6 protein-coding genes and 4 pseudogenes are annotated in these 12,275 nt (G+C 49.5%); 5 read left to right on the plus strand and 5 right to left on the minus strand.

Annotated features, from left to right (window positions below; translation table 11 throughout):
• Positions 1-146: 146 nt before the first annotated feature.
• From tnpC to ACWKXX_RS20170, 3 genes and pseudogenes are all read right to left on the minus strand, one after another.
• Positions 147-1,739 (minus strand): annotated as a pseudogene (gene tnpC / locus ACWKXX_RS20160) (IS66 family transposase).
• 30 nt (positions 1,740-1,769) lie between these two features.
• Positions 1,770-2,120 carry an IS66 family insertion sequence element accessory protein TnpB gene (tnpB, locus tag ACWKXX_RS20165; protein ID WP_016151369.1) on the minus strand — a complete coding sequence of 117 codons (351 nt, stop codon included), beginning with the start codon at positions 2,118-2,120 and terminating at the stop codon, positions 1,770-1,772.
• Positions 2,117-2,437 (minus strand): annotated as a pseudogene (locus tag ACWKXX_RS20170) (IS66-like element accessory protein TnpA); the annotation flags it as partial. The pseudogene ACWKXX_RS20170 and the gene tnpB, both read right to left, overlap by 4 nt.
• An 81-nt stretch (positions 2,438-2,518) precedes the next feature.
• Here ACWKXX_RS20170 and ACWKXX_RS20175 point away from each other — a divergent pair.
• A pseudogene (locus tag ACWKXX_RS20175) lies at positions 2,519-3,387 on the plus strand (IS3 family transposase); the annotation flags it as partial.
• Between the two features lie 272 nt (positions 3,388-3,659).
• Positions 3,660-4,736: an IS110 family RNA-guided transposase gene (locus tag ACWKXX_RS20180; protein WP_000227969.1), complete on the plus strand. Its 1,077-nt coding sequence runs from the start codon at positions 3,660-3,662 to the stop codon at positions 4,734-4,736.
• Positions 4,737-5,253: 517 nt separating this feature from the next.
• Here ACWKXX_RS20180 and ACWKXX_RS20185 read toward each other — a convergent pair.
• Entirely contained in the window at positions 5,254-5,550 is a 297-nt protein-coding gene (locus ACWKXX_RS20185) for a helix-turn-helix transcriptional regulator (RefSeq protein ID WP_017384073.1), read from the minus strand.
• Between the two features lie 858 nt (positions 5,551-6,408).
• Between ACWKXX_RS20185 and ACWKXX_RS20190 the strand changes: the two genes are divergently transcribed.
• The 3 genes and pseudogenes from ACWKXX_RS20190 to ACWKXX_RS20200 form a co-directional block, all read left to right on the plus strand.
• Entirely contained in the window at positions 6,409-9,684 is a 3,276-nt protein-coding gene (locus tag ACWKXX_RS20190; protein WP_021242119.1) for a P-loop NTPase fold protein, read from the plus strand.
• A gap of 204 nt (positions 9,685-9,888) precedes the next feature.
• Entirely contained in the window at positions 9,889-10,218 is a 330-nt protein-coding gene (locus ACWKXX_RS20195) for a hypothetical protein (protein ID WP_261665995.1), read from the plus strand.
• Between the two features lie 114 nt (positions 10,219-10,332).
• Positions 10,333-11,343: pseudogene (locus ACWKXX_RS20200) on the plus strand (DUF3362 domain-containing protein); the annotation flags it as partial.
• An 86-nt stretch (positions 11,344-11,429) separates the two neighbouring features.
• On the opposite strand, the gene dkgA reads toward ACWKXX_RS20200, so the two are convergent.
• On the minus strand, positions 11,430-12,257 hold the full coding sequence (gene dkgA, locus ACWKXX_RS20205) for a 2,5-didehydrogluconate reductase DkgA (RefSeq protein WP_003862493.1): 828 nt from the start codon (positions 12,255-12,257) through the stop codon (positions 11,430-11,432).
• Positions 12,258-12,275: the final 18 nt, after the last annotated feature.

Genomic DNA, 12,275 nt, shown 5'->3' on the forward strand with positions numbered 1-12,275 from the left:
CTCCCGTCCGGGAGCGTTTTTTTCCCATATATCAAACTTTAACTCTGAAGAGGTGGAAGTATCTGACCAACACTGTCACGTAACGCCAGATAACTACAAAAACACCTCAGGTGAACGTAAGCGTTAAGTGAGCGCCGTATTGACGGCTATTTATTGGTGAGATCTACGTTCCATGGCAGCAGTTCGGCCACTTTGTTGATGGGCCACTCCGGCAATACGCTCAGGATATGGCGAAGGTAACCCTCTGGATCGATACCGTTCAGCCTGCACGTTCCGATCAGACCATACAGCAGGGCACCACGTTCACCACCATGATCACTGCCGAAGAAGATGTAGTTTTTCTTGCCCAGACAGACCGCTCGTAGCGCGCGCTCAGCAGCGTTATTATCCGGCTCTGCCAGACCATCATCGCAGTAGTAACACAGGGCATCCCACTGGTTCAGTGCATAAGCGAACGCCTCGCCTAACCGGGATTTTTTCGACAGAGTGGCACTTTTCTCCACCAACCAGTCATGCAGGGATATCAGCAACGGTTAACTTCGGGACCGTCTGGCGGCCAGCCGCTGAGATGCCGGAAGGCCGCGTATTTCCTCTTCTATCGCGTATAACTCACTGATGCGCTTCAGAGCCTCCTCTGCTGTGGCCGTCCGGGTGCTGATATAGACGTCATGGATTTTGCGCCGCGCATGAGCCCAGCATGCCGCTTCTGTCAACGGGCCACCTTCACGCTCTGCGCTGAACAACCTGTCGTACCCTGCGAAGGCATCTGCCTGCAGCACGCCATGATAGTGCCGAAGATGTTGCTGAGGGTGTTTCCCCTGTCGGTCCGGTGAGAAGGCGAACCATGCCGCTGGCGGATCTGATGAACCCGCGCTTCTGTTATCACGGACATATGTCCAGATACGCCCGGTTTTCGTCTTCTTTCTGCCCGGCGCCAGCACGGGCACCGGAGTGTCATCCGTATGCAGTTTGCGGCAGTCCATCACGTAGTGGTAGAGGGCTTCATCCAGCGGGGCCATTAACCGGCAGCACGCATCCACCCAGTTGGAGAGCAGCGCACGACTCAGATCCACACCCTGACGGGCAAAGATTTCGCACTGGCGATACAGCGGCAGGTGTTCACAGTATTTGGCCGTTAACACGCGGGCCAGCAGACCCGGCCCGGCGATGCCCCGGTCGATAGGACGTGAGGGCGCTGGCGCTTCAACGACGCAGTCGCATCGGGTACAGGCCTTTTTCACCCTGACCGTGCGGATCACTTTCAGGGCGCTGGAGACCAGCTCCAGTTGCTCCGCGCTGACTTCGCTGAGATAGGCCATATCACTACCGCAACCAGGACAGCTGGTTTCAGCTGGCTCCAGTCTGTTTATTTCGCGGGGAAGATGTTCCGGTAACGGGCGACGATGACGGGACTGGCGCAACTGACGCGGAACCTGCTGATCATTGTCCCGGCCGTTGTAACGATCGCTTTGCTGCTCCTGCTGTTTCAGCAGGGCTTCGGCTTCTTCGACCTGCCGGCGTAGCTTTTCTGAACGGGTACCGAACAGCATTCGGCGCAGTTTTTCTATCTGAGCCCGCAGATGTTCTATTTCACGCTCTTCGTTCTCTATTTTCTCTTCTGCGCGGGCCAGCGCTGAACGCAGGAACGACTCAGTCTCAGCAACGAGACTGAGCTGGCTGTCTTTCTGGCGAAGCGCGTCTTCCAGCGCAGCGATACGGGCGAGATAGTCCTGACTCATGACCCCATTTATAATGCGGTCATGCGCTTTTTACAACATCGTCAGTGAGTTAAGGCGTGCAGTTTTAGGTTTCCGCCAGTCCAGCTTATCGAGGAGCATGGCGAGTTGTGAGCGGGTGATGGCGATTTTGCCGTCGCGTACAGCAGGCCAGACGAACTGTCCCTCTTCCAGACGTTTGGTAAACAGACACAGACCGTCAGCATCAGCCCAGAGGATCCTCACGGTGTCACCTTTACGACCACGGAAGATAAACAGGTGGCCGGAGAACGGATTGTCATCAAGAACATGCTGGACCAGTTCGCCCAGACCATTGAAGGACTTACGCATATCGGTGACCCCGGCAACCAGCCAGATACGAGTGCCTGACGGTAAGGGTATCATCGGCTCCTCCCGCTCAGCTCGCGGATCAGCGTTTTCAGAAGTGCAGGTGATAAATCCCCGGACAGACGCAGGCTGGCACCGCCGACAGTCACCTCGCATGTCATGGCCTCGCGGCAGGCTGGAGCGGCGGGTTCATAGTGCGGCTCAGCATGGTGTGACAGGACCATATCAGGCAGGACAACGGGGATAACAGAGTCTTGCTCTCTGATTGACCGTTGTATTTCATCGGGCAGAAGATGTCTGTAACGCTGGCGCCAGGTAAACAGCAGATTGTCATTAATTCCATTATCCCGCGCCAACCGGGCAACACAGGCTCCAGGCTGATATGAAGTGGTTTACTGAATTTGGCCACCTGAACAGAGGTGATATGCTCACCTCAGAACAACACAGGTGTCATAATGAAAAAAAGAAATTTCAGCGCAGAGTTTAAACGCGAATCCGCTCAACTGGTCGTTGACCAGAACTACACCGTGGCAGATGCAGCCAGCGCTATGGATGTCGGCCTTTCCACAATGACGCGATGGGTGAAACAATTACGTGATGAACGGCAGGGCAAAACACCAAAAGCCTCCCCCATTACCCCGGAACAAATTGAAATCCGTGAGCTCAGGAAAAAGCTACAACGTATTGAAATGGAAAATGAAATATTAAAAAAGGCTACCGCGCTCTTGATGTCAGACTCCCTGAACAGTTCTCGATAATCGGGAAACTCAGGGCGCGTTATCCTGTGGCCACTCTCTGCCATGTGTTCGGGGTTCATCGCAGCAGCTACAAATACTGAAAAAACCGTCCTGAAAAGCCAGACGGCAGACGGGCTGTATTACGCAGTCAGGTACTTGAACTGCATGGCATCAGCCACGGCTCTGCCGGAGCAAGAAGCATCGCCACAATGGCAACCCAGAGAGGTTACCAGATGGGGCGCTGGCTTGCTGGCAGACTCATGAAAGAGCTGGGGCTGGTCAGTTGCCAGCAGCCGACTCACCGGTATAAGCGTGGCGGTCATGAGCACGTTGCTATCCCGAATCATCTTGAGCGACAGTTCGCCGTAACGGAACCAAATCAGGTATGGTGCGGTGATGTGACCTATATCTGGACGGGTAAGCGCTGGGCGTACCTCGCCGTTGTTCTCGACCTGTTCGCAAGAAAACCAGTGGGCTGGGCCATGTCGTTCTCGCCGGACAGCAGGCTCACCATGAAAGCACTGGAAATGGCATGGGAAACCCGTGGTAAGCCCGTCGGGGTGATGTTCCACAGCGATAGTAATAATGCCGATGTCAGTCTTTACCACCACTTAGTTTGCCGTTTAACCAGATTGGTGTGATTACTGATGCAGTGAAGACCTTCCCGCATCCTGACTCACACAGCGATCGACCTTTTGTGTCCTGCCCTGGACCCGTCGGTTGCCGGAAGCGCCTTCATGCGAGGCATCTCCTCACCGATGCGCGTGACTCAAGAAGGGCCTGACGGCTTGTCTCGTTACTGTCCTGTCCGGGTTATCTGTCTGGAGATTCAACTCTGTTTCCTCACAGGAGCTCTGTCATGGTTGATAAAGTTACCGAAGCTGCCGTTGTGGGTGGCGTGGATACACATAAAGATTTGCACGTTGCCGCTGTCGTAGATCAGAACAATAAAGTCCTTGGGACTCAGTATTTCTCCACAACACGACAAGGTTACCGGCAGATGCTGGCATGGATGACCTCGTTTGGGACATTAAAGCGAATTGGTGTTGAGTGCACAGGTACCTATGGTTCCGGTTTGCTTCGTTATTTTCAGAACGCCGGGTTAGAAGTTCTTGAGGTGACTGCTCCAGACCGGATGGAGCGACGCAAACGGGGTAAAAGTGACACAATTGATGCTGAATGTGCCGCTCATGCAGCATTCTCAGGCATCAGGACAGTTACTCCCAAAACGCGTGATGGCATGATTGAGTCCCTGCGGGTATTAAAAACTTGCCGAAAAACAGCAATATCAGCCCGCAGAGTCGCTCTCCAGATTATCCATTCAAATATTATCTCTGCCCCGGATGAATTACGTGAACAGCTCAGAAATATGACGCGCATGCAGCTCATCAGGACCCTGGGTTCCTGGAGACCTGATGCCAGTGAATACCGCAATGTAACCAACGTTTATCGCATTTCATTAAAGTCCCTTGCCCGACGCTATCTCGAGTTACATGACGAAATCGCTGATCTGGATGTCATGATTGCGGCAATTGTCGACGAGTTGGCACCTGAGCTGATTAAACGTAATGCTATCGGATACGAAAGCGCTTCACAGTTGCTGATCACTGCCGGAGACAATCCTCAACGGTTAAGATCAGAATCAGGATTTGCGGCACTGTGTGGTGTCAGCCCGGTCCCCGTTTCTTCTGGAAAAACGAACCGTTACCGACTTAATCGTGGTGGAGATCGTGCTGCAAATAGTGCACTTCACATCATCGCCATCGGACGCTTACGAACTGACGCAAAAACAAAGGAATATGTCGCCAGGCGTGTAGCCGAAGGACATACAAAAATGGAAGCGATACGCTGTCTAAAGCGATATATCTCCCGCGAAGTTTACACGTTACTGCGCAATCAAAACAGGCGGATCAACAGTATCCCGATAACAGCTTGACTCTTAGAAGGGCGTCAGTAAGTTGGCACCCTTACCCTGTATAGGTACTCTCTGTTTTTCGTGGCCTGCCTCGCCCACGAATTTCGCCAGTCATGACTTTGCTCCTGCATTTTATTAACGGAAAAGAATAAGTGATTTTGCGCGGAGGCTTCAATCAGTTTATCCCCGGCGGTGACGAGGTGGCCACCTATGCCGACTGGACAGGGGACTGACTATTGCCATAACGCCATCGCAGGTTGCTTCAGTAAACCTGCTAATCCCGTACAATGGCGAATTCGCTATATCCGCTTCTCGCACTTAGCTGCCATAAATCGGCCAGGCAATCACAGGTCATTTCTGTCTCGCAAAGAAGGTGCCGTTTCTGCTTTGCGTTGACACCCCTAAATATTAGAATTAAAAGGAGAGAGTTACTGGAAAAAGGCAGCGGAGGCAGTGACAATCGTGGCTTGAAGCCACTACTCGATGGATGCGGACATGTAGTTGGCGTCATTCGACAAAACTAGCAAACTTCTAATAGTCACCATTTCTCCCGTCTGGCGGGAGTGCTGTCAAATGCCCCCCTCATCTCTGTGTGGGAAATGAAGGGTGAAGGGGAAATAGATGACAGCGTTATTTCTACGCCCAGAATACTGAATACCTTGTACAGACGATCAATACTGGCGCTAGCAGGGTTTGCTTCCAGGCGGGCATAGGTTTGCTGCGTTACGCCAAGCCTCTCAGACACATCTTTTTGCGTGAAGCCCTTGATTTTGCGAAACCCGATTAGCACAGGTCTGAGCTGGTTCAGCGTTTTTATCGGGAACTGATTATTCATAAGTGACCTGCCTCGCAGACTGAGTAGGGAGTACCGCCCTGTAATACAGCAGGTAAGGTGTATTTTGTGTTATACAGACTATAGGCTGTAAAACCTTTATTGAAAAGATGCTGATGTTCCAGGGGCATGCCGAGCATGGACGATTTTCTGCGGGGCGGTATTTCGCTACGGGGGAGATTGCGTTCGGGCAATGTACCGGTGTAAAAAACGTCAATTTTTCAAAACCGCTGTTATCGGGATAAGCTGAAAACTCCGAAGGCAGACACAGCCACGAATAATGTCAGACTTAAGCTCTGTAGCTGTCTTCTTTTGCCTGTAAATAACGTCTAGTTTGACTCTGATGAAGGCTGTACCAGGCAGAGAACATGTCACTCTCGGGGCCGGATGATAAAATGTGTTCAACTGGCTGGGCAGGGTAATAGCGAAGAACGTTCTCTGAAATTCGATTCAGCTCAGCGTAACGTGCGCTGTAGGTATGTATAATCCATTGCATCAATTTTGCATCCGTATTATTCGCAGATTACACACAAGAAGCTTAACAATGGCTGAAAGAGTGAGCAGGGATATGTAACAAAAACAAGGGCTTCAAGATGAACTGGATAAAACCGGAGCAGAGCAAGCCCTGTTCCGGTTTGTCAGGCTTTGGAATTTCTTCCAGGCCCCTGCAGCTAGTCACAACAAACACATTAATGTTTTCATTGCTTCAATTCAATATTATTGTGTGAAAGGGATTCCATCGAAATCGGCTTATGCATGCTTAAAACTAAACTGCCCCGGCTGCAGTCATTTGGTTGCTGTGGGCTCTGTACTGTGTCTAATAGTGAAAGAATCTTACGTTATAACGAAGGAAATTGCTGAATGACTCTACGATTGCAGACGGAATCACCCGCTGACCAGGATATGTTTAGAGGCAGCAGTCATGAAAAAGTTGCAGAGAATGTGGCTCAGATCATCAGGACACCTGATGTCAATATTATTGGTCTGGAAGGTGAGCTGGGTTCAGGTAAGTCAACAATATTGAAGTTCCTGCAGAAAAAGCTTAAAGATGATTTTACGTTCATTAACTTTGATGCAGAACGTTACCATCATGGCTCAACTAAAAAAGCGCTTATCGATGTCATCCACCACGGGGTCAGCCTACAATGTCCGGGCTCCCGGGATGTGTTGGATAAGTATAAAAATCTGGCTCTGGGTAACATCGTTGAATACGACAAGAGGGTCAGCAGCAGGCTAAGCTGGTTGACCGTCGTTTTTATTTTACTGTCATTGCTTTCCGTGCAGATGCTTCGTTATGTGCTAACAGACCTTAATCAATATTTTACTAACAAGGAGTCATTATTAGGGTGGCTTTTTTATGTTGAGGTGGCCGCGTTTCTTTCTCCTGCCATTATGGTCGCAGGACTGGCATGCCTGCAGAACATGGAATGGTACAGAAAGAAAGGGTATTCGAGTATTGGTGATTTGTTCAAACGCAACAGTACTGACAGGATTGAAGAGACTTGGCTAGTTAATAAGGAGGTCGGAGCTATTGAGCTGGCTGAAGCTCTGCAGGGATTTACCTCCAAAGAGGTCATTTCCCATGGAGATCGCTTCATCCTTATCATTGATAATCTGGACCGAATCAGTGCAGACAAAGTGAAAGAGCTCTGGAGTGATATGGAGCTTATTGCCGGAGCCACTCATGAACACTTCAGGATAGTGGTGCCCTATTCGGCAAGACAGGTTTCAGCCTCACTTTCTGTGGCGGGTTTCAGCGGGCGTGAGTTTATTGCAAAGCGGATTCCTGTAAGTTTTCAGGTTCCTCCTCTTATTTCGGCAGGATGGCAGGAAGCGTTAAGGCAGTACTGGAAAGAAACAGTAAATGAGGATGCAGGGATAGCGTGCCGGGAAGCAACGGTGTTGCTTGAGCGCTGGAAACCCTCTGAGTATCCTCGTATCACACCGCGATTAATGAAGAAGTTTGTTAATGATATTCATATTCTGAACCTTACCGTTCCTGCAACAGAAGATCATCGCCATATTCTTATTGCTCTCTACTTACTGGTGGTCAGATACGGGGAGCGAGATATTAAAGTATTACTTCGCGATCCCAAAGCTAGTCAGACCGAACCCGGTATTGCTCCGGATGATTTTGACGAGATGCTCTCGCTAACTTATCAACAAATATCCCGAATTTTTAATAACGATACAGAAAGATGGAGCGAATTTCTGATGAGCATCCACTATCAGTCCACGGTGGAGCTTGCCAGGAGCGAGTTGCTTGATACGCCTCTTAAAGACGCGATTGGTGCTATAAATATCCCACGGCTTGAAGAACTGACGGCCTTGTGGGGTTTCGCTGAAGCATGGCAGCGAGTGGCACCACATATTCAGATGCGAGACTGGCTGGTTTCTTATAGCCGGATGGATGAGAAGTGTCAGGCTCTCGCCGAACCGCAACTCAAAGTCGCAGTGCAAATGCTGAATCAGAGTTATGCTGTTTCACTCAGAGAAAAGAATGATGAAGGTTTCGTATTGAGTCTGCAGAAACTGATGGCTGACGGGCGGATAAGCCTAGAGCCTTTCGTCGAAAGGCAAATATCGTTTATTGTGAGTAAACTTGATGAAATTCAGGATTCAGAAAAATTGGAGGCTGAATCCACGAAGACGTTGCTGCAGGAAGCTGATTCATACTCTGTTCTGGCCGGTGAATCACTACTGAATAAAATGGAGAATTTTGTAGATGGCGTATTTTATGTGGAATACCTTGTCAATAATGAAGAGACCTTGTCAAACCTGAAAATTGGCACACTAGATATCGGAAATCACGGTCGGGAGGAGATGTTACGCTATGGAGCTGAGCAACCTCAGATAGACCTTTTTAATCCGGGAATTATCCGGCATATCAATATTGCATCGAAGGCGGTACAGAACGTAATTGGAAAGAATGATGGTACAGGTGGGGCTCAGGTTAGCTCTGCAATAATGACGCTTAAAAATCGTCAGGTTGTTGAGGACGTTATCCATTTCAGAAAAATTGTTCTGAGCCCGGACTGGAATAATAATGTTTTAAATCAATATTATCTTAATAATACGGCGACGAGGAATCTCTTCCCTGCGGAATTTGCTGCACAGGCTGTTGCTCACATGGTGCTCCATGGTAACTATGCCGGTATCGAGTCGTACAGTGAACATATTGGTGAGGAACGGTTTGACCTGGCTTTGGCTGCATATCTTCGTTATCTACGTACTGCCGAGAGTATCTTTATAGCACTTAAGGATAAAAATGTTCTGCCGTACATCAAAAATGCTGTTGGCAGGATTGTTGATTTAGGTCTTCTGGTGAATATACCTGTCCTGAGCTTTGTTAAAGGTCAGTATGACGTCATCAAAGAAGCTACAAATGCAACCTCTCTTTTAATATTTGTGCGAGAGCGTCAAAAAGCACTGTCAGAGAAAATAATTGAGTCTGATGTGAATGCTATGGGGCCAGTATTTCTCCATGACGTATATCAGTCAGGTGAGCAGTTTGATATTTTGAAGAAAAAGCTGAACGCCCTGGCATGTGGAGTATTTAGTTCTTCTGAAAGGCTTATTGAGTGTTTTACGGTTCTTCCTGTGAACATGCGCTTTATCCTTGAACAAATGCAACTTCAGGGGCAGCATATCCGGATGGAAGGTAGTGTGGGTATCTTTGCATCATGGTTCCGTGATGCAGAGCCAGACGTTGTCACAAATGCCGAGAACATTCATTTTCTGTGGTCTTGCCTCGACGATACCCAGAGAGAGACTGTACTTGATGAGTTGCACGATGTCTTACTTGAAAGACATATTCGTATTGACAGCCGTATTGCGATTATTACCCGTTTTCATAATGAGTTGTCGTTTATTGAACCTGAGAAGGCCGTTGAACGCAGGGCTATTGCGGCGCTGTTTAGCGCTTCTGTTGATAATGTATTATTGTCTCAATGGCTTGACCGTCAGACGTTTTCATTTTCATCATGGTCTCCGGAGGACGCCCGTACGGCAACGAGTTGTATAATGAATAACTCGGAGATTTTTCCTCTCATCTGCAGGAATTCACAGTATATTAAAAACAGAATGTTACCAGAGAAAGCGGACGTTACAGAAGATAGTGATACGTTTCCGGACTGAGTTCGTTCTTTAAATCCTATACCTGAAGACCACAGCGGTGGTCTTTGGGAGTTTTTTTATTGCCTGATATACATTAAGCATGTTATATCTTGCTAAGAAATAATCATTCAGGGATTAATCATAACTACTGAAGTTATGTTGTGTTCTTTTCTTTTAAAAATAAATTATTCAGATTTATTTTCTATTGATTTAATGAGGTAGGGAATGACAGAAAGTGCTTTGCTTTTGCGAGAGGCATTTAATGAATCGGTTAACTATATGACATGGTCTTTTTATTCACTGATAACTGCTTACGTTTCGATGGCTTTTTATGATAGAGTTGAGGTTAAGACCCGAATAAATAATTATCTGAATAAGTTACTTTTCGTGATTGCTATGTCCGTTTTTATCCCAAATATGTACTTTGTTTCAATGGTGTTCAGTCAGAAGTTAGGCACCGCAGCTGGCGTTGCGTCATTCATTATTGGGCTACTTTTCATGATCTTAAACTCGGCACCTGTAATTACTGGTATCGTACAGCAGCGCAAAGATTGAGTTTTATGAGTATAGTCAGTTGGGTTTTCATCTGTTTTATCAGACTTAGAAAAATGAAATCTTTCAATTCATTGATTTTAAACGCAAAAAAATTTCTAAATGATCAGAATTATAGGGTGCTCGCTCTGTTCGATCACCGAACACGAAGGCCGTATTATTCAGAGCCGTTCCGAAGAGTCGATTGTTAACGAGATCGAAGCGATTCGCGACACGGTGCCGGGCTTTACCGGCGTGATCTCCGATCTGGGTGGTCCAACGGCCAACATGTACATGCTGCGCTGTAAATCGCCGCGCGCCGAGCAGACCTGCCGTCGTCTCTCCTGCGTCTATCCGAGCATTTGCGAGCATATGGACACTAACCACGAGCCGACGATCAATCTTTACCGTCGCGCCCGTGACCTGAAAGGCATCAAGAAGATCCTGATCGCCTCCGGCGTGCGTTACGACATTGCGGTGGAAGATCCGCGCTACATCAAAGAGCTGGCGACGCACCACGTTGGCGGTTATCTGAAGATCGCCCCGGAGCACACCGAAGAAGGCCCGCTGTCCAAAATGATGAAGCCAGGCATGGGCAGCTATGACCGCTTTAAACAGCTGTTTGATACCTATTCAAAACAGGCGGGGAAAGAGCAGTATCTGATCCCATACTTCATCTCCGCACACCCCGGCACCCGTGATGAAGACATGGTGAATCTGGCGCTGTGGCTGAAGCAGCGTCGATTCCGTCTGGATCAGGTGCAGAACTTCTACCCGTCGCCGCTCGCCAACTCGACGACCATGTATTACACCGGCAAAAACCCGCTGAGTAAGATTGGTTATAAGAGCGAAGACGTGGTGGTGCCGAAAGGGGATAAACAGCGCCGTCTGCATAAAGCGCTGCTGCGTTATCACGATCCGAAAAACTGGCCGCTGATCCGTCAGGCGCTGGAAGAGATGGGGAAAAAGCACCTGATCGGCTCGCGTCGTGATTGCCTGGTGCCAGCGCCAACGCTGGAAGAGATGCGCGAAGCGCGCCGCCAGAACCGCAACACGCGCCCGGCGCTGACCAAGCACACGCCGATTGCGCATCAGCGTTCGAACAGTGTTGCGGGAACGAAGAAGAACGTAAAACGTAAGACCGGTTAAACCTGTAACAATGCCCGGTGGCGCTGCGCTTACCGGGCCTACAGGTCTAACCCTCTCCCCTCCGGGGAGAGGGCAGGGTGAGGGGATCACCCGCCAAACTGATCCGGGTCCGGCCCAAGCCGCTTGCCCTGATCCAGCTTCGCAATTTCACCCAGCTCGTCTTTATCCAGGCGGAAATCCCAGACGTCGAAGTTCTCGGCGATACGCGATGGCGTGACCGATTTCGGGATCACCACCAGACCGCTATCCAGATGCCAGCGAATGACGATCTGCGCCGGGGTTTTACCGTACTTATCCGCCAGTTCACGGATGATTTTCTGGTCAAACACCCCTTCGCCGCCCTGAGCAAGCGGGCTCCAGGATTCGGTCTGGATCTTGTGCGTGGCGTTCCATGAATGAAGCTGGCGCTGCTGCATCAGCGGATGCAGCTCAATCTGGTTAATCACCGGCGCGACGCCCGTTTCATCAATCAGGCGTTGCAGATGATGAACCTGGAAATTACAGACGCCGATGCTTTTTATCAGCCCCTCTTTTTGCAGTTCAATCATCCCTTTCCAGGCATCAACGTAATGGTCGATAGCCGGTACCGGCCAGTGCATGAGATAAAGATCGACGAAATCGAGCTGGAGTTTCTCCAGACTCTCCTGCAACGCTTCGCGGGGACGCTTTTGATCGTCGTTCCACAGCTTGGTGGTGATGAAAAGCTCATCCCGGGGAACGCCGGCGCTGGCAAGCGCTTTTCCCACGCCGTCCTCGTTTTTATAGGCGGCGGCGGTATCGATGGACCGATAGCCGACTTCCAGGGCTTTATGAATGGCGGAGACGACCTCGTCGTTACCGGCTTTCCATACACCTAGCCCCAGCTGGGGCATCACGTTGCCGTCCTGTAGCTTGATTACGGTTTGGTTTGCCATTTTTCCTCCTTCAGGTGC

It is taken from the genome of Enterobacter sp. UPMP2061, assembly GCF_053709615.1.

Bases quoted from the DNA above. Each gene is read 5' to 3' on its own strand.
- tnpB (WP_016151369.1), bottom strand. From the start codon at position 2,120: ATGATACCCTTACCGTCAGGCACTCGTATCTGGCTGGTTGCCGGGGTC.
- ACWKXX_RS20180 (WP_000227969.1), top strand. From the start codon at position 3,660: ATGGTTGATAAAGTTACCGAAGCTGCCGTTGTGGGTGGCGTGGATACA.
- ACWKXX_RS20185 (WP_017384073.1), bottom strand. From the start codon at position 5,550: ATGAATAATCAGTTCCCGATAAAAACGCTGAACCAGCTCAGACCTGTG.
- ACWKXX_RS20190 (WP_021242119.1), top strand. From the start codon at position 6,409: ATGACTCTACGATTGCAGACGGAATCACCCGCTGACCAGGATATGTTT.
- ACWKXX_RS20195 (WP_261665995.1), top strand. From the start codon at position 9,889: ATGACAGAAAGTGCTTTGCTTTTGCGAGAGGCATTTAATGAATCGGTT.
- dkgA (WP_003862493.1), bottom strand. From the start codon at position 12,257: ATGGCAAACCAAACCGTAATCAAGCTACAGGACGGCAACGTGATGCCC.